This is a genomic window from Dermatophilus sp. B7861-1 (assembly GCF_058996045.1).
Genome location: NZ_CM180082.1, coordinates 1,639,417 through 1,658,691 on the forward strand (window position 1 = coordinate 1,639,417; position 19,275 = coordinate 1,658,691).

15 protein-coding genes are annotated in these 19,275 nt (G+C 59.5%); 5 read left to right on the forward strand and 10 right to left on the reverse strand.

Going from position 1 to position 19,275, the window contains the following annotated elements:
• Positions 1-16: 16 nt before the first annotated feature.
• Both AC2T9U_RS07270 and AC2T9U_RS07275 read left to right on the forward strand, forming a co-directional pair.
• The gene (locus AC2T9U_RS07270; RefSeq protein WP_115029859.1) at positions 17-661 is read left to right on the forward strand and encodes a hypothetical protein; all 645 of its coding nucleotides are present in this window, start codon (positions 17-19) and stop codon (positions 659-661) included.
• Between the two features lie 10 nt (positions 662-671).
• Positions 672-1,160 (forward strand): DUF2505 domain-containing protein, encoded by a 489-nt coding sequence (locus AC2T9U_RS07275; RefSeq protein WP_493695659.1) that lies wholly within the window; start codon positions 672-674, stop codon positions 1,158-1,160.
• A gap of 11 nt (positions 1,161-1,171) precedes the next feature.
• Here the strand turns inward: AC2T9U_RS07275 and AC2T9U_RS07280 are convergent, their stop codons facing one another.
• Positions 1,172-1,573 (reverse strand): DUF6912 family protein, encoded by a 402-nt coding sequence (locus tag AC2T9U_RS07280; RefSeq protein WP_493695660.1) that lies wholly within the window; start codon positions 1,571-1,573, stop codon positions 1,172-1,174.
• A gap of 120 nt (positions 1,574-1,693) precedes the next feature.
• Positions 1,694-3,001, reverse strand: a complete 1,308-nt coding sequence (locus AC2T9U_RS07285; protein ID WP_493695661.1) for a CpaE/TadZ family protein — start codon at positions 2,999-3,001, stop codon at positions 1,694-1,696.
• Positions 3,002-3,240: 239 nt separating this feature from the next.
• Between AC2T9U_RS07285 and AC2T9U_RS07290 the strand changes: the two genes are divergently transcribed.
• Complete coding sequence (locus tag AC2T9U_RS07290) at positions 3,241-3,492, forward strand: helix-turn-helix domain-containing protein (protein ID WP_493695662.1); 252 nt, start codon at positions 3,241-3,243, stop codon at positions 3,490-3,492.
• Here the strand turns inward: AC2T9U_RS07290 and AC2T9U_RS07295 are convergent.
• On the reverse strand, positions 3,426-4,031 hold the full coding sequence (locus AC2T9U_RS07295) for a hypothetical protein (protein ID WP_493695663.1): 606 nt from the start codon (positions 4,029-4,031) through the stop codon (positions 3,426-3,428). The genes AC2T9U_RS07290 and AC2T9U_RS07295 overlap by 67 nt on opposite strands.
• 188 nt (positions 4,032-4,219) lie before the next feature.
• Between AC2T9U_RS07295 and AC2T9U_RS07300 the strand changes: the two genes are divergently transcribed.
• Together AC2T9U_RS07300 and AC2T9U_RS07305 are read left to right on the forward strand one after the other, a co-directional pair.
• Positions 4,220-4,765 carry an Rv3235 family protein gene (locus AC2T9U_RS07300; RefSeq protein ID WP_115029847.1) on the forward strand — a complete coding sequence of 182 codons (546 nt, stop codon included), beginning with the start codon at positions 4,220-4,222 and terminating at the stop codon, positions 4,763-4,765.
• A 251-nt stretch (positions 4,766-5,016) separates the two neighbouring features.
• A complete protein-coding gene (locus AC2T9U_RS07305) occupies positions 5,017-8,301 on the forward strand; it encodes a S8 family serine peptidase (RefSeq protein ID WP_493695664.1) in 3,285 nt (1,094 codons plus the stop codon).
• An 83-nt stretch (positions 8,302-8,384) separates the two neighbouring features.
• On the opposite strand, the gene secA is transcribed toward AC2T9U_RS07305, so the two are convergent.
• From secA to ahcY, 7 genes are all read right to left on the reverse strand, one after another.
• On the reverse strand, positions 8,385-11,105 hold the full coding sequence (secA, locus tag AC2T9U_RS07310) for a preprotein translocase subunit SecA (RefSeq protein WP_208303232.1): 2,721 nt from the start codon (positions 11,103-11,105) through the stop codon (positions 8,385-8,387).
• A 378-nt stretch (positions 11,106-11,483) separates the two neighbouring features.
• Positions 11,484-12,125 carry a ribosome hibernation-promoting factor, HPF/YfiA family gene (gene hpf, locus AC2T9U_RS07315; protein WP_493695665.1) on the reverse strand — a complete coding sequence of 214 codons (642 nt, stop codon included), beginning with the start codon at positions 12,123-12,125 and terminating at the stop codon, positions 11,484-11,486.
• Positions 12,126-12,423: 298 nt separating this feature from the next.
• Positions 12,424-13,209: a ComF family protein gene (locus AC2T9U_RS07320; RefSeq protein WP_493695666.1), complete on the reverse strand. Its 786-nt coding sequence runs from the start codon at positions 13,207-13,209 to the stop codon at positions 12,424-12,426.
• A gap of 36 nt (positions 13,210-13,245) precedes the next feature.
• Positions 13,246-15,003, reverse strand: a complete 1,758-nt coding sequence (locus AC2T9U_RS07325) for an LpqB family beta-propeller domain-containing protein (RefSeq protein ID WP_493695667.1) — start codon at positions 15,001-15,003, stop codon at positions 13,246-13,248.
• Complete coding sequence (gene mtrB, locus AC2T9U_RS07330) at positions 15,000-16,799, reverse strand: MtrAB system histidine kinase MtrB (RefSeq protein WP_493695668.1); 1,800 nt, start codon at positions 16,797-16,799, stop codon at positions 15,000-15,002. Before mtrB ends, AC2T9U_RS07325 begins: the two co-directional genes overlap by 4 nt.
• Positions 16,800-16,818: 19 nt before the next feature.
• Positions 16,819-17,496: an MtrAB system response regulator MtrA gene (gene mtrA, locus AC2T9U_RS07335; RefSeq protein WP_028327925.1), complete on the reverse strand. Its 678-nt coding sequence runs from the start codon at positions 17,494-17,496 to the stop codon at positions 16,819-16,821.
• 221 nt (positions 17,497-17,717) lie between these two features.
• Positions 17,718-19,169: an adenosylhomocysteinase gene (gene ahcY / locus AC2T9U_RS07340; protein WP_115029835.1), complete on the reverse strand. Its 1,452-nt coding sequence runs from the start codon at positions 19,167-19,169 to the stop codon at positions 17,718-17,720.
• Positions 19,170-19,275 lie beyond the last annotated feature (106 nt).

Consider the following 19,275-nt stretch of genomic DNA (forward strand, 5'->3'; position numbering starts at 1 on the left):
ACCCTAGGGTGTTCCCGTGACCAACCACCCCACCCCCCACGAAATCGCCCTTCACGCCCTCGCCAGACTGCCAGCGACAACCTGTGTAGACGTTGGCGACCACCACACTCAAGAACACCTACTCGATGCCCTGGCCACCATCGCCAGACGCGCCACCCTTGCCCACCCAACAAGCGAACACGTCCGCGCCGCAACCCAAAATGCCCCTATCCCCACCCCTGGCGCCATCGCCGAACGCACCAGTCGCCGCTGCCACACCAGCACCAACAACGACGAAAACCCACCATCCCTGGAATGCCACGCAGACGTAGACTCCTGTGCCGCGCTCGCAAGCAAACTTTTTGCCTACGCCGCAACAATCACCCACTCCCCCGATGCGATGCCCTCTTCGCTCATGGTTGCCACCGACGCTGAGTTTCTCGGACAAGCCCTACACGCATTCACAGAAAACATGCGCGCCCTACGCGCCGACCTGCTTCGCCCAACAAGCACCGAATCTGACGACGATGTTCGCCGCCACCGCCACGCCACCGCCACCGGTAAAGCGCGCTACCGCCTACGTTTGGCCACCGAACGCCTCCGGCACGGATGCCCCGAACCAGAACTACCTCACATAAACGCCTCACGCCCCCACCCCGGCCAGGAAGCAGGAACCCGGTAGCCTGTCGCCCATGCATGTGCACGAGACATTTCTGATCGCAACAACCGCGGAAGAGGCTGGTCGTCGTCTTACTGATGAGGCGATCTATCACCGCGGCGCCGAACACATCGGCGCCCATAACGCAGACGTGCACATCACACAACAGGAAGACGCTTTTAACGTCGAAGCTACTTTCGCTCTACCCACAACAGGCATGCCCTCAGCAGCAGCGCGGCTAGCTGGCCCCACGTTGACTGTCCGACTCACCCAACACTGGGAAGCAGCCACAGCTGAGGGAACCCGCACTTCATCTGTCAACATCACCGCCCCGGGAACCCCTGTTACCGGAATCGGAACCCTGAACCTGCGCCCCACCGACCCCGACAGCTGCCAGCTAGAACTCGACGCGGACATCACCGCCGCCGTACCACTGTTCGGCCCCAGCATCGAAAAAGCAGCTGCCCCAGCACTGGTAGAGACAATTCGGGCTATCGCCCAGGAAATAGGGACGCCTGCATGAGGTTGCGAGGCTCACGCCATGAGCCGGGCAACCTCATGCGTCTCTGTCACGTCGTACCAGGAGAGCTCATCGTCAGGGCCATCTTCAGCTAACTCGATATGCCAACTCACCACAGCTGAAAGTGGGATTTCCGCCGATACCACCACATGCCCCGGTGCGTCTTCTTCTGGCTGTTCGCTCACCCATGCCGCTGGAACATCTGCAGCTGCAACAGCAATCCGGCCAGGACAATCTGCCGCTGCCTCCCACAGCGCTTCATACTCCAGGTCTTCTTCATCATGCTCTGGAAAAACCGCAGACAACGTCGGCGTGAGCATGTGCGCACGCCCCCCAGCAGCAAGCAATGCACCTCCCTGCGCCACTGCAGCAGGCACCTCTTGCCCCACCCCGATGAACACCCTCACCTCACCCATCCGGACCCTCCACAGCTTCAGCAACGCATATAACGTGACCGATTAATCACGCCTTCACTGTCATCGTACGTTTCTTGCCTTGCCAGCAGAGATTAAGGCCAGGTAACTAGCTGCCTGGCCTTACACCGACGAGTACTGTGCCACTTGCTCCAGCAGTCCCTGCGCCAAATGATCAATGCCCGCCCCTGCAGGTGAACGCTCCTGTAGAGCAGTAACCGGTACTCCCTTCATCCGCGCAGCCCATACGCCTTCGGGGTCAGCTGGAACCAAATGCACCGTGTGTCCTAAATACAATCGCCGCCACGCCGCAGATCGCGCCATTACTGGCCCGGACTCCCCCTCCTGCACCCCGCTTCGCGTGATCTTGGGCAACGGCGTGCGGACCTGGTTAACCACAACTCGTTCCGCTGGGCTACCCACAGCGGCCAACTCCAACAACCCATCCTCTAAACGCGACAGCCCAACCGGATCATCACACCCCACCGCGACTACGTGATCAGCTGCCTCAAGCGCAGCTAAAGTTGCCCCATTACGGCGCGGAGCATACGTGTCATAGCTCAACTCCGGGTCATCTTCCAACGCAAAACCACAGTCAACAACCGTTACTTGTGCATACCGGCGTGCCACGTCAAAAACCGGGCCAATCAACTCAGGAACCAAAGCTGGCCACCGGTCAACGCGATCCAGGCCGGTCAACACCTGCAGCAGCGGCCCTGCCTGCACCGAAAGCAACTCAACATCGACAGGCTCCAAAAGCCCCCGATCGGCTAGCCGCAGCGCCGCCACGAGTCCCGGAGATTCCTGTTCAAGACCTAACGAACCAGCTACTGCGCCGCCGTAAGTGTCGGCGTCGATGAGCAGTGTGCGCACACCGCGCCCAGCTAACGCTGCCGCCACCCCCACAGCAATCGTTGTCCGTCCCGGAGCGCCTGCAGGACCCCACAACGCAATGACGCTTCCCAGCTGTCCTTCCACAGCTGCGCTGAGTTCTCCGGTTTTGGTGGCCTGGAGTTCACGCCCTCGCGGGCCTCGCCCCCGCAGTCGCTGTGTGCGTGCCTGATCATCACAGGCAACGCGCTCACAGGCCTGTCGTAAGAGTGGAGGCACATCGGTGGGACTCGCATTCATAAACATGTGCCCGTCAACCCCGATCCGCAACGCGGTTTGGGCCTCATCAGCTGCTCCTGGTGGTACTGCAGCCAGCACTGCCACACCCCGCTGACGCATTTTCTCCACCAGAGATCGTTGCAGCCTCACGGTTGTGAGATTCACGATGGCCACATCTGCCAGGGCTGCCTCTGCCGCAGCCGCCACCCCGGCGACTTCTTCTTCCTCAGCAACCACGTCGACACCACGTGAGATAGCCAGCGCCTCACGCAAAAGGCCGATATTTCCCCCGACTATCACTCGCACACGCGCAGCCCGCATTACGAATCCCCTTGATCTTCAATGCCCCTCGCGGCAGCTCCCCCTACAGCGCCGCCACGAACAGCTCCCCGCACGCCACGTCAGCTATCCACAGGGCCCACAGTCGATACGACTTGCCTCGCAACCTGCGGTTAAACTCGGTCGACCGTTGACTGTACGGGCGCTGGCTCCACCCACACCCAGGTGCCGGTATCTCTGACGTCGACACACCTGCACAGCAACCACGAAGGAGACCAGCGATGACATCACGCTTCTTGCTGTTGTCCGATGTCTGCGAGGTCCTCAATATCTCCTCTGCCCAGGCATACGCACTCGTGCGTAGCGGCGAACTACCCGCCATTCGGGTAGGAGGACGCGGACAATGGCGCGTCGAATCGGTGGAACTAGAGAACTACATCCAACGCATGTACGCCGAAACGCGCCGTTACCTCGCCGAATCTCCCCAAAGCGCAGATGACTCCGCTGATGAACGCGTTGATGAATTGCGCTGATTAGCCAGAGTCGTCACAGCTACCACGGCACTAAACGGCACGATCTTCACCCCCTGGACGTAACGCGCCGAGCGCGGAACGTCAGGGGCGTGCCCGGCCAACTCGAAGAAATCTGCACCCACGATATCGATCGTGCCGGTGCGCACCCGCCGCATCTCATCCTCAACAGCCACCGGAACTCGATGCCGCGCAATCACACGCAAAGCGTGTGACATAGACAACCGCTTACGCATATCAGAGGGCGCGGCAACAGCCCTACCTAGACCGTTGATCTCCATGACGGCATGAAGAGGAACAAGAACCTGCTCCCGGTTCTCCATCAGCAGCCAGTCTGCACCTGCATCAATGAGGTCACCGGAGAGCATTCGGCCTCCGCGTAACACCAGACAGATGCGGCCATCGTTGGCCCGCAGACGATCCGAAAGCTCTACTCGAGCGAGCTCGCGACGAACACGGTCCGCGATTTCGGATTCCAGAAACGCCCGATCCTGCTCGTCAGCCATGCCTTCGAGATCGGAAAACAGTCGTTCCCAGCGCATTCGTCCTCCTTGTAAACGTGCCCCAAGCCAACACACCCGCTACGTACCACCGCAACCACCCCAACAAATCAACAAGATCTAAAGAGACCCTTAAACCCACAAATGAGATCAAACTGCACCAAACTGCATTAAGGTGAGGTTGTAGCCCACCCGACAAAAGCACCCTCACCGACCCCTCGGAGACAGCCATGACCGACTCGGCCACCAACAGCACCACCATCCCCAGCACCACCATCGGCTCATGGCGCATCTACCCCTCCCCCAGCAACATCCCCACCCACGCCACCGTCATCACCCGCACCCGCCCCACTACCCTCGAACCGGAAAACCCCACCCCCTACGCCCAAGACCGCCTCGACATACAACTCACCCCCGCCCGCAGCACCACTGCCACCCGCCCCACCGAACCCGAAATACTCCCACCTGCCGAAAACTACGTCGGCCGCCTCGCAGTCACCCTCTTCGAAGTCCTCCGCGGCCGCCGCCCCCTTTCCACACTCGCCCGATTCGTCAGCCCCAAAATCCACGGATCCCTCGACCGACGCCGCCACCGCGCAGGCAGCACCATGAAAATCAAACCCGTCCGACTACGCACCGTCGTCGGCAGCACCCCAAAAAACGGCATCTACGACGCCGCCGTCATCCTCGAAGAAGAAGGTGTCATCCACACTATGGCCCTACGCATCACCCAAAACCGGGGGCGCTGGATCGTCACCGAGCTCTACCTCGACTAACCCTCAGCACCCTTCAAGAAGGCCGTGCCAGCCACCCATCACAGTGGCCAGCACGGCCTTACCGCTACCCCAACAACACGACACGAAAACCACAGACCTACCCATTCACCTGGGAATTCACCGCGACACCAGAAAAAACCACGTCGAAATGTCGCACCAAAGAACACCCCTCCAGCGAGAGTGTGCACAGCGGAGCGGCCAGGGGGGATCGAAGGCCATACACTTCGCCCCCTCTCGAAAGGACAACACCCATGCGTGCACGCACGTCGAGGATCGGCAACGTAGCCACCCTCGCCCTGGCACTCACACTCGGCGGACCCACCGCCATCCCCGCAAGCGCAGAACCCCTGCCACCTGCCTCCACCACAGGAGAGGTCTCCGACGGAGCCAAAGGCGCACCCGACAAAGAAAAAATGAGCAGCCACAGCCAAGAGCTACTCGTCGAGGCAGAAGCCGCAGGCAAATCACGCGTCACGGTAATGGCCGCCACTGAACGAGGAAAAACAGCCGAAGTCGTCAAACACCTCACCTCACTTGGGGCAACCATCGGCTACGTCCACGACAAACTCGGATACGTACGCGCATCCGTACCCACCAGCAAAGCTGAACACATCTCCACAATCCCGCAGGTCAAATACGTAGACCTCGATGAAATCGTCTCCGAACCCAAACCTGACCCCACACCAGGAACCAGCACCGGCTCCAGCCCCTGGACCGGCCCCTCACCACAAACCCCCGCCGAAAACCCCTACCTCCCCACCGCTGACACCGGCGCAGTTGCTTTCACCAAGAAAAACCCCACCTACGACGGGCGAGGAATCACCATCGGCGTCCTGGACTCAGGCGTAGACCTAGAACACCCAGCACTGGCAACAACCACCACCGGTGAACGCAAAATCAGCAACTGGATCACCGCAACAGATCCACTTCTGGAATCAGACCCCACCTGGCGAGTCATGCTCAACCGCGTATCCGGCGAAACAGCCACATTCCGCGGAACAAGCTGGAAACTCCCCCACCGCGACGACGCCCAATACTCAATCGACATATTCCGCGAATCAAGCTCTGCGGAAAGCGAATTCAAGGGAGACATCGACAGGAACGGGAAAACCGACGACAGCTGGGGAATCCTGTACGACTACCGAACCCACGACATCTGGATCGACACCGACGGCGACCACGACTTCACCAACAACACCCCCATGCGGCCATACGCCGAAAAAAACCAAGTCGGACACTTCGGTAAAGACAACCCCTCCACACGCGTCCAAGAAAACGTCCCCTTCGTCGTCGAATACCGCACAAACGTCGACCTCACCCCCATCGGCCATGCCGGAACCACGGCCGACGTCATCAACATCGGCACCGTAGCCAGCGCCCACGGCACCCACGTCGCCGGAATCGCCGCAGCAAACATGCCCGGATGGAAAATGCAAGGAGCAGCCCCCGGGGCAAAAATTGTCTCCGCCAAAGCCTGCGTCTACGCAGGTGGCTGCACCTCCGTCGCCCTCACTGAAGGCATGATCGAACTCGTTGCCAACCAACGCGTCGACATAGTCAACATGTCCATCGGCGGCCTCCCCGCCCTCAACGACGGCAACAACACCCGATCTGCTCTCTACAACCGCATCATCGACGAATACGGTGTACAAATCTTCATCTCCGCAGGCAACTCCGGAGCAGGCACGAACACCATCGGCGACCCCTCCGTAGCAACCGATGCCGTCAGCGTCGCCGCCGGAGCCTCCAAAGAAACCTGGCTAGCTAACTACGGCGCTAAAGCCAAAGAAGAATACTGGGCACAGAACTACTCCTCTCGCGGACCCCGCGAAGACGGCGGATTCAAACCCAACATCATGGCCCCCGGGTCAGCCATCAGCGCTGTCCCCATGTTCATGGACCCCGAAGACATCCCGCAGGTCAGCTACAAACTTCCTGTTGGCCTATCCATGTTCAACGGAACCTCCATGGCCTCCCCACAAGCTACCGGCGCAGCAGCACTGTTGCTGTCCGCAGCACGCCAAAACGACCTACCCGTCACACCGGCACAACTACGCGCATCCCTAGAATCAACAACACGATTCATCCCCGGACTCGAACCCACTGCCCAAGGCAACGGCCTTATCCGCATCGACCGTGCCTGGCCAATACTGCGCAAAGCCCCCGAAGCCTCCAACAAATACGCCATCTCCGCCCCCGTGTGCACACCACTAGCCCACCTGCTAGCCACACCCAACAAAGGCGAAGGCATCTACAACCGCTGTGACGCCACCAAAGGTGGACACAAAGCTGGCCAAAGCCGCACATACAACGTGACCATCACCCGTACCGCTGGCCCCCAAGAAACCACATCACACACCCTCACCTGGATAGGCAACGACGGAACCTACTCCTCAACCAACGCCGTGGAACTACCCCTAGGAAAACCCGTCACCATCCCGGTGATCGCCACCCCCAAAACACTAGGAACCCACGCCGCCATCCTGGACATCACACCTCGTGACAACACCATCCGCGGCACCCGCATGATGGCCGACATCATCACATCCAACGCACTCGACTCCGCCCCATACACCGCCTCCATGGCCGGGAACATCGACCGCGTCCGAGCACGCAGCATCTTCGTCACCGTCCCGGAAAAAACCCAAGCACTCCAGGTCAACCTCGCCGGAATCGCACACGGATCTGCCGTGCGCTTCCTCGCAATCGACCCACTGGGCATGCCCGTCGAAAGCGAAAAAATCCAAAACCGCTGCTACACATCCATCGGTGACGCCAAAGTCTGCCCACCCACCTCACGGGCATACACAAACCCACGCCCCGGCGTATGGGAAATCGTCGTCGACGCCAGCCGACGCACACCCGTCACATCCAACCCCTTCCGCCTTACCGCATCAGCACAAGGCGTCACCGTCGACCCCGCCGAAAAAACCATCCCCACCGCATCAGTGGGCAGCCCAACCGAAATCAACTGGAACGTCAAAAACGACTTCGGTAACACCCCCGTACGCGGCACCGGCGGTCCCCTAGGCTCCGCACACGAAGAACGCCCCAGCATCAGCCAAGGCGAAAAACACACCTACAAAGTAGCCGTACCCGCCGGAACCAACCGACTGGAAATCTCCACCGGTAAACCAGCAGACATCAACTCTGACCTAGACATCGTGGTCCGTGACGCCTCCGGCACCGAAGTAGGCCGCGCCGCAACTTCCTCCGCTGAAGAAACCGTCACCCTCGCTCACCCCACCGCGGGCACCTACACAGTCGAGATCGACGGATACACAATCCCCAGCGGCAAAATGGCCTACGACTACCAAGACGTCTACTACAGCAGCACGCTAGGCAAACTCACCATCAACAACGGCCCCCTGCACGCCCTCGAACACGGAGCCACCCTGCCCATCACGGGTGAAATCACTCCCAACACCCAACCAGGCGAAGGGCGCCACATGTTCGGCGAACTCACAATCATGAACTCCGAGAACGCCGCCATCGGCTCTGCCAAAGTCAGCATCGAAAAAATCACCACCAAGTAACCCACCAGCACGTACCTTAAGGCCCGCACGGTGTTCCGTGCGGGCCTTAAGGTACGTTTCACAACGCTACGGACAACACAACATCAACGTCCACGGCGACGCAACCTGCGCGAACGACGCTCACGACGATTACCCCGCTGCTCAGTCTCACCCACAGTGTCCCCGCCGCCGGAATACGCAAAGCGACGCGCATCAGGATGCTCGACACCCTCACCACGCACAGCCTCACCCGAGCTCTGCTCCGGTGACTCCTCCGGAGGCAACTGGCTTTCATCCACCTTGATATCGGCATTGAACAGAAGACGCACAGCATCTTCCTTAATGGCCTCAATCATCGCCTGGAACATGTGGTGACCCTCACGGCTGTACTCCACCACCGGGTCACGCTGAGCCATCGCACGCAGCCCAATACCCTCTTTGAGGTAATCCATCTCGTACAAGTGCTCACGCCACTTACGGTCCAGAACGCTGAGAACCACACGACGCTCCACCTCACGCATCGCACGGCGACCAAACTGCGCCTCCCGTGCATCCAACGCAAACTGAGCATCCGAGATCAGCTCTTGCACAAGAATTTCCCGAGTCACCGAACTACGGCCACCGGCAGCAGACTCCACATCCGCCAACGACAACGACACCGGGAACAACTCAGCCACATCAGACCACAACTGCTCCAGCTTCCAATCCTCCGGAAGCTGCTCCTCTGTCGCAGCACGCACATACTCAGTCACCACATCGTTGATGAAGTAACGCATCTGCTCATGCAGATCCTCACCCTCAAGCACACGACGACGCTCACCGTAAATAACCTTGCGCTGAGTGTTCAAAACATCGTCGTACTTCAAAACATTCTTACGAATATCGAAGTTACGGCCCTCAACCTGCGTCTGCGCACTCTGGATCGAGCGGGTAACCATCTTCGCCGAGATCGGAACCGAATCGTCCATTTTCACAGCAACCATGAAGCGGTTCACACGCTCAGCGTTAAACAACCGCATCAAATCATCCTGCAATGACAGGTAGAAACGGCTTTCCCCCGGGTCGCCCTGACGGCCAGAACGACCCCGCAACTGATTATCGATACGACGCGACTCGTGCCGTTCGGTACCCAACACATACAAACCACCCAGCAACGACACTTCGTCGTGCTCAGACTTCACCGCAGCCTCAGCCTCAGCCAAAGCCTGATCCCAAGCCGCCTCGTACTCCTCAGGCGTCTCCTCCGGCGACAGCCCTCGACGGCGCAATGCATCCACTGCACGGAATTCTGGGTTACCACCCAGCATGATGTCGGTACCACGACCGGCCATGTTCGTCGCAACCGTCACCGCACCTCGACGGCCAGCCTCAGCCACAATGGCCGCTTCACGCTCGTGATACTTCGCATTCAGCACCTCGTGCGGCACACCATGAGCATCCAACTGCTGCGAAAGATACTCGCTCTTCTCCACGCTGGTCGTACCCACCAGCACCGGCTGGCCCTTACGGTGACGCTCAACAATGTCCTTGACCACCGCGTCAAACTTCGCGACCTCTGTCCGGTACACCAAGTCCGGCTGATCACGACGCACCATCGGACGGTTCGTCCGAATCTGCACCACCCCAACCTTATAAATCTGGTGCAGCTCAGCTGCTTCCGTCTGAGCCGTACCCGTCATACCCGACAATTTGTTGTACAGGCGGAAATAGTTCTGCAACGTCACCGTCGCCAACGTTTGGTTCTCGTTCTGAATCTTCACCCCCTCTTTGGCCTCAATAGCCTGGTGCATCCCCTCGTTATAGCGACGACCAGCCAAGATACGGCCCGTGTGCTCATCAACGATGAGCACCTCACCGTCCATGACCACGTAATCCTTGTCCCGCTTGAACAACTCCTTAGCCTTGATCGCATTGTTCAAATACCCGATCAAAGGCGTGTTGTTGCTCTCATACAAGTTGTCAATACCGAGGTAGTCCTCCACTTTGGCGATGCCCGGCTCAAGAATCCCAACCGTCTTTTTCTTCTCGTCGACCTCGTAGTCACCCTCGGCCTCGATACCACGCAGACGATCCGCGCCACGCCCCCGCTCAAGATGCTTAACCATCTTCGCCATCTCGACATACCACCGCGTCACACCATCAGCCGGACCAGAAATGATCAACGGCGTACGCGCCTCATCAATGAGGATCGAGTCCACCTCATCCACAATCGCGAAGTTATGCCCCCGCTGCACCAACTCTTCGGTCTGCCACGCCATGTTGTCACGCAGGTAATCGAAGCCGAACTCATTATTCGTGCCGTACGTAATGTCCTTCGCGTACTCCGCCCGACGCTGAGCCGGCGTCAGATGCGACAAGATCACACCCGTCTCCAACCCCAACATGCGGTGCACACGACCCATCAGCTCAGACTGATACTTAGCCAAGAAGTCGTTCACCGTGACAACGTGAACACCTTTACCCGACAAGGCATTCAAATAACTCGGCAAAGTCGCGACCAGCGTCTTACCCTCACCGGTCTTCATCTCAGCAACATTGCCCATATGCAACGCCGCTCCACCCATCACCTGCACATCAAAGTGACGCTTACCAATCGTTCGAGAAGACGCCTCACGAACCGCGGCAAATGCCTCCGGCAACAGCGAATCCAACGACTCACCATCAGCGATACGCGCTTTAAACCTGTCCGTCTCTGCCCGCAACTCCGCATCAGAGAGCGACAGAAAATCCTCCTCGATCGCGTTCACCTGAGCAACGATGCCCTCTAGGTGACGCAGCACACGCCCCTCACCTGCTCGCAGGACTCGATCGATGATCTTCGGCACGGACACTCCTCGTTGTGTAACGCAGAACCGGAAAACCGGCCCTCGAACACCTAGTAATCGACTGGGCACCCAGGAAACGACACCAGCCGGAAAACGCCAACACAGCGAACTCCGCGCCCTCACGCCGACCCCACAACGAGATCACATGAGGACATGCCACCGGTCACTCCCCAGACCCAGGCTAAACGCTTACAACCGTCGACGCGTTCCCCGACCTCATCGCGGCGCGCCCACACGGATAACCAAACCCGGGCTCACACAGGATATGACGCTTCAGACACAGTGCAGGGCTGCCGCAACACACCACGACAGCCCCACACACTCACAACCACCACGGCAACACCAAAAACATCGATGCCGCGGGGTCAAAACAAGCAACTACTGCGCGACATCCTCCGCCTCAGAAACTTCCAAACGGATCACGCCGTAATCCCAACCACGACGCCGATACACCACGCACGGACTATCCGAATCCTTGTCATGGAAGAGGTAAAAATCGTGCCCCACCAGCTCCATCTCATAAAGAGCCTGATCCAAAGTCATCGGCGAGGAAGCATGCACCTTCTCACGCACCTGCACCGGCGAATCACCCGTCACACCAAGCTTGGCTTCCAACGGATTGACCTCACCGCCGCCACCTGAAGAACCACCCTGCGGCATAGCCTCCACCACATCAAGATCAGCCGTCGCCGTCGCCAAATCCGGCCCACGGTGCCGACGCACCTTCTTCTTCGAATTCGCCCGACGCAACCGCTCAGACAATTTCGCAAGAACAAGATCCAATGCCGAATACGGATCGTCAGCAAAAGCCTCAGCACGAAGAACCGGCCCCTTGGCAATGCACGTAATCTCCACACGCACACTGCCCTTCGGAGCATTCCGCGACGTCTCATGCCCCACAATGACCTCAACACGCTGCGCCCTAGGCGCCAAGTGCTCAATCTTCTCTATCTTCTCCTCCAGCACGGAGCGAAAACGATCAGACACCTGGACGTGACGTGCAGTGACGGTGAGTTCCATCAGTTCCTCCTGGAAGCGCTGTCCCGAACGGCCCGAACCGGACTACGGGGCTGAGATGGGCCCTGGGAAACAGGCAATCCACACCGGGCCCGGAAATCAACTCGCTAACGCGAGTGAGGCATCACCTCTTTCAATGCGCGACAACGCGCAAAACATCGGATCCCGGCGACCACCCAATGGGGTGAACACCCGATAAAAGAACGGTAGAGGAAACTCTGACCAGGAGGAAGGAACCCGGCATATTTGTCAGCCAACTTGCATCCACCACTCAGCCAACACCCCCACCCAGTGACCCACATCACACCCCAGAACCCCCCGGAGTCGCCGCAACCACCGCACCCACCACCCGAAGCGCACCACACCTCCTCAACACCCGCTGCGCCTCACCCAACGTCGCCCCCGTCGTACACACGTCATCCACCAACACCACCAACCCCCAAGAACCCACCTCACCACCCCAACGCTCCACCACACCCATCGACCCCCACACATTCACTACCCTGCCCAACCGCCCCAAACCACGCTGATCTCGCACCCGCCGCGCCCACCGCAATGCCTCAACCGTACCCACCTGAAAAGACAACACACCCGAACCCAACGCAACATCAACCAACTCAAACAACGGCACATCACCACGCCGACGCCGCGCCGAAGGACGCGAAGGAACCGGTACCACCACAACCGGACCATCCACCGGCCCACCCCGCAACACCTCCACTCCCACAGCCGCCTCAACCGCACGTGCCAACCCCACCCCCAACACACTCCCCACATCCCGACGCCCACCGTCCTTAAACGCCACCACAGCAGCAGCAACCGGCCCAACAAACTCCGCAGCAGACCACACCACCAACCCCTCACCCAACCCCACCACCGAAAACGGCTCCGCATCCGGCAACGCCCCCACATCTGCACACTGCGCACACCACGACTGCCCATGCCGACCACACCCAGCACACACCACCGGCCACACCAACTCACACAGCGCCAGCACCGCCGCCACACATCCACGCCACCAACGCACACACCAATCCATCCCCACAGCCTCAACCACCCCACCCACCCCAAAGCGGGTTATCCCCACCACCGAACCACCACCACCACGGTTGCGGACAACTCCCTAGCGAGCAGGAACCAACAAATCCGAAGCCGTACCAATCCGCTGCCACCGACTGCCAACCTTACGCAACACCTGATTGGCCTGATCCACCCCCACCAAACCACGCTCACCACCCATCGAAATCAACCTCGAAATACCAGCCACACCCGAATACTCCTGTGTCACCCCCGCCAACGGCGCCACCAAAGGCACCAACGGCTGCCCCGCATTACGCGACCCCACAAACGCCAACGTACTGTCATTCACCCACATCACCGACGTTGCATCCACCACATCCTGCGCAACCGCCAACGGCTCAGGCAAAGCTGAAGGCACACCCGAAGACGACACCACCCCAGAAACATCCACATGCATCACCCCAGCAGCATCCTTACTCAACACCACCACCCGATGCCCCTCCGGAGAAGGCCGCACATCAATCACCCGCCGATCACGCAACCACGGCGCTGAAACCCGCACCGGACGCGGCTCAGAAACCGCACCCGCATCCCCCACCCGATGGAAGACCCACACCGCCCCCTCACTCTTGGCATCCTGGCCCCCCAACCACACATGCCCCATCACGTCATAAGCCGGCGCGCTCATCCCCGACCCCGGACTCTGCACCGACGCACGCTGCCCATCCACCCAGCGCACTAACGCAGTACCCGACTCATTAGTAGCCATCACATCACGCAGATCCAAAGAAATCGCCGCACGCGACCACTCCTCCGGAACCTTCGGCAACGCAGGCAACGCCGCCTTACCCACCTCTGCAGGAAAAGACGCCGAGGACAACGGAGTCAACACATCACCCACACGACGAACCACCACCGGAGAACGCGCAGGCGCCCCCGAAAAGCCCACATCCCCCACCCGCTCAGGCAACGAACCCAAACCCATCACTTCCAGCGGCCGCCCTTCCGCTGTCATCGCCACCCGATCAACAGTGCCTGCCTGCCGCATCGTCCGCAACGTCTGCGCCCACGCCGTATGACGTTCAGAGGAATTCATCGCCAAGGCCCGACCAGTCAAATCCATCGTGGCCACACCATTACCCACCGGAACCGCATCCACAGCCAACGTAGTCCCCGAAGGAAAACCACTACGCACCGCACCAGCCAAATGCGAAGGAACAGGCCCCAACAACGCCCGCGCCAACGACGTCGTCAACCCAGGCCCCACCGCAAAACGACGCCAATCCGGCACCAACGTGCTACCCACCGTCGAGCCATACGACACCTGAAACGGACGATACGTCGAATCGAAATAAAACTCCGAGAGCCACAAGCCGAACCCCTTGGGCAATGAAGAAATCCGCCACTCACCATCAACCTTGGCCAGCGAAATCTCCACCTGCCGCGTCGTCCCAGCCGTTGAAGCATGAAAACGACCGTCCGAATCCAACACCCCTATCTCAACAACCGTCACCGTCACCGAGCTACCGTCTTTCGACTTCACGGTCTGCGGCCGCATACCCGTCGGATGCACCACCACCGAATCAGGTGACCACTTTTCAGAGACACCCTTAGTCAGATACGCCCGAGCCGCCCGATAATCATCATCAGCCGACCACTGCGCCGCCAAAAAACCCCGAACAATCTCCTCCTGAGACGCCCCTGCCCGCGGAGCCTCAAACTGCAACTTGATCGGCGGCGGCGGCCGATCCTGCACTGCCAACCCCTGTTCCACCTTCCCTGAACTCGGCAAACCACACGCCGCCACCAACGACAACGAGACCACCACCCCCGCAACACCCAACCAGCGCCGCGACCTCACACCTGCCCCTGAGAATCTGAATCCACCGGAACAACCGTGGCCCCCGGCACCACCCCATCAACAACAGGCAACGTCCCCGTATCGTGATGACTCACCACACCCTCGCCATCAGCCAACGGAATAGGCGGCTCACTAATCGAGACCGTCTCATCCTTAGGCACAATCAACCTGAACCTACTGCCCTCCCCAGGAACACCCCACGCCTGCAACAAACCCCGATGCAAACGCGCATCCTCCAGAGCAATCGCCAGCCCAAGACCCGTGCCACCGGTCGTACGCGTCCGAGCCGGATCCGCACGCCAAAAACGGTTAAACACCAACGAAGACTGCCCCGGCTCCAAACCAATTCCATGGTCACGAACCGCAACAGCTACAGCCTCCTCGTTCGCGCCTACCTCAATCTGCACCGGCTCACCCTGCCCATGCTCCAACGCATTCACCAAAAGATTGCGCAGAATCCGCTCAATACGACGCGGGTCGATCTCAGCCACGAACGGCCCCGGCGTCAACTCAACCACCGTGACCTCACTGCCCTTGGTCTCAGCCAACGTGGTCGCTGCCGAAATCACCCGCTGAACTACAGCCACCACATCATGCTTGTCCGTCTCCAACACCACCGACCCAGCATCATGACGGCTAATCTCCAACAACCCCGACAACATCTCATCAAACCGCTCCACCTCACCGTGCAACAGCTCAGCAGAGCGCCGACTCGTAGGCGAATACGCATCCCGATCCGCAAAAAGCATCTCGCTAGCCATCTGAATAGTCGTCAACGGCGTCCGCAACTCATGGCTCACATCTGAAACAAACCGCTGCTGAACCTGCGACAGCTCCTCCAACCGACGAATCTGGCTCTGCAAATTATCAGCCATCCGGTTAAACGCCCCTGAAAGCCGCGCCAGATCATCCTCACCGCGCAACTGCATCCGCTCATCTAACCGACCGTTGGCCAGCCGCTCTGCCACCTGGGCAGCTTCACGCACAGGATCCACCACCAACCGCGTCACAGCCAACGACACCAAAGCAATCAGCCCTGTCAGCAGCACACCACCCAGCAAATACGTACGCAGCATTAAATCCATCGTCGAGGCTTCACGTTCCATCGGATACACGAAATACAACTCATGCGCATCCGAATCTGGAATCTGGATCTGCTGCCCCACAACCACCGCCTGAGCTTCAGACCCGTCATGCCCCCGCACCGGCACAATCTGCACCTGTTGGTGCCCTGGATCCTCCACTACCGCCTCACGCAACGCCTGCGGCAACACCTCCGGACCAAAAGCCGTCCACATCGTCGGGATACTGCCCGGCGACTTCTTGGGCCCGTGCGTCAAAATCACCTCACGAGCCTGATCAGGAGCCTGCGACGTTTGCTGCTGCATCAAGTCATACGTCAACTGCCGGATCGACTCAGCGTCCGAACGATCCGTGGCATCCAAATTTCTCTGCACACCCGAAGCCCGATAAGCAGCGTCCTCTTTCGAAGCCTCCACTTTGCCCTCTACCAGAGCCGCCGCCGTTCGGCTATACGAAAACGACTGCAACAACACAGTGATCACGGCCCCCAAAACAACCGTGATCACAACGGTGCGGAACTGAAGACTTGTCCGCCACCGCTTAGCAAGCTCTGCCCGAGCGTTCCTCCACCCCGACTTCACGCGCTGCTTCCAGCCACGATGTTCCTGCACCTGAGAAACAGGAGTCGAAACACCCAACGCCTCTTCACCGCCGGGAGAAACAACCTCCCCCACCTCGACGGAGGCCACCCCATCCATCGGTGCAGACCTCACGACGTCACCTGGCATCTGCTCAGTTCGTCCCCGCCTTGTACCCCACGCCACGCACCGTCACCACAATCTTCGGGTGCTCCGGATCATCTTCAATCTTGCCCCGCAGTCGCTGCACGTGAACATTCACCAACCGCGCATCTCCGGCATGCCGATAACCCCACACCTGCTCCAACAACACATCCCGGCTAAACGCCTGCCACGGCTTACGCGCCAGCGCCACCAACAAATCAAACTCCAGCGGCGTCAACTGAACGACCTGACCATTCTTTGTTACCGAGTGACCAGCAACATCGATAACCACATCACCAATCCGCAACGTCTCAGGATTGGTATCCGTACCGCGACGCAGCCGCGCCCGCACACGAGCAGTCAACTCCTGCGGCTTAAACGGCTTAACGACATAATCATCTGCACCAGATTCCAGACCCACCACGACATCAATCGTGTCCGAGCGCGCAGACAACATCACGATTGGCACTCCAGACTCGGCCCGAAGCTGTTTAGCCACCTCGATGCCATCCATCCCCGGCATCATGACGTCCAACAACACCAGATCCGGCTTCAGCTCACGCGCCGCTTTCAACCCTGAAACACCATCAGGGCAATGGGTCACATGAAAACCCTCGTTCTGCAGCACCAACCCAAGCATTTCAGCTAGCGCAAGATCGTCATCCACGACCAGGACGTGAGCTTTCACAAGACCTCCTCAGAAACGACACAAGCGCACATGCCACTTGCCAAAACCGCGGGTCCTGCACCACATAGGACACACACCCCACCGGCTCTCACAACGCCGCCATGCTACCCGCAGCCCGAAAATCACTGCGCCAGGCGCGCACACTTCCACCCCGCTACGGGTGATCCGTGCGTCCTTGATCGCGGACGCACGGATCACCCGTAAGCAGAATCTACCGACAATCAGTAGCGGTAGTTGTCCGGCTTGTAAGGACCAGCGATATCAACACCGATGTAGTCAGCCTGAGACTTGGTCAGCTCCGTCAGTTCAACACCCAGCGCAGCCAGGTGTGCGCGTGCAACTTTCTCGTCAAGGTGCTTGGGCAGCACGTAGACGTCGTTGCTGTACTCCTGCGGCTTGGTGAACAGCTCAATCTGCGCGATGGTCTGGTCAGCGAAAGAGTTGCTCATCACAAAGCTGGGGTGCCCCGTAGCGTTACCCAGGTTCAGCAGGCGGCCCTCAGACAGGATGATGATCGAACGCTCACCACGCTCGCCATCAGCGGGGAAGGTCCATTCGTGCACCTGCGGCTTGATCTCGGTGCGCTTGACACCAGGCACCTTGGCCAGGCCAGCCATGTCGATCTCGTTGTCGAAGTGGCCGATGTTGCCCACGATGGCCTTGTCCTTCATCTTGACCATGTCTTCGGCCATGATGATGTCTTTGTTGCCCGTTGTGGTGACGAAGATGTCGATCTGGTCAACGACGTCCTTCAACCGTGCAACCTGGTAGCCGTCCATCGCGGCCTGCAGTGCACAGATCGGGTCAATCTCGGTGACGATGACGCGGGCGCCCTGTCCACGCAGCGACTCAGCGCAGCCCTTACCGACGTCTCCGTAGCCACACACCAAAGCGGTCTTACCGCCGATGAGGACGTCAGTGGCGCGGTTGATGCCGTCAATGAGGGAGTGGCGGCATCCGTACTTGTTGTCGAACTTGCTCTTGGTGACCGCGTCATTGACGTTCATGGCCGGGAAGAGCAGCTCGCCGTTGCGGGCCAATTCGTACAGGCGATGCACACCCGTCGTGGTTTCTTCAGTGACGCCCTTGATCTGCTTAGCGATCTCGGTCCACTTGTTCGGGTTCTGCTCCATGGTGCGACGCACCAAAGCTTTAAACACGGTGAACTCTTCAGAGTCTTCCTCAGTGGTGGGGGGAACACCGCCAGCCAGCTCCCACTCGCGTCCCTTGTGTACGAGCATGGTGGCGTCACCACCATCGTCAAGGATCATGTTCGCCCCGGAGCCCTCAGGCCAGGTGAAGATTGCTTCAGCGCAGTCCCAGTACTCCTCGAGGGTTTCACCCTTCCAGGCGAAGACGGGCACACCCTGAGGGTTCTCAGGGGTTCCGTTCGGGCCGACGACAACAGCAGCAGCAGCCTCGTCCTGGGTCGAGAAAATGTTGCACGAAGCCCAACGCACCTGGGCACCCAGAGCTGTCAAAGTTTCAATGAGCACAGCTGTCTGAACAGTCATGTGCAACGAACCAGCGATACGGGCGCCCTTCAAAGGCTGCTGCTCGGCATACTCTTCACGCAGCGACATCAGACCGGGCATCTCGGCCTCCGCCAGACGCAACTGGTGACGGCCAGCAGCCGCCAGGTTGATGTCCCGAATCTTGTAGTCGAACGTCATGAATTCCTCTTTCGTTGATAAACGCAATTGGTGCACAGACGCCGATGGGTGCGGCCTTTATGGCCGGTCACGGTCGACGGATACGCGCCCGCAAAAGCAGACACGA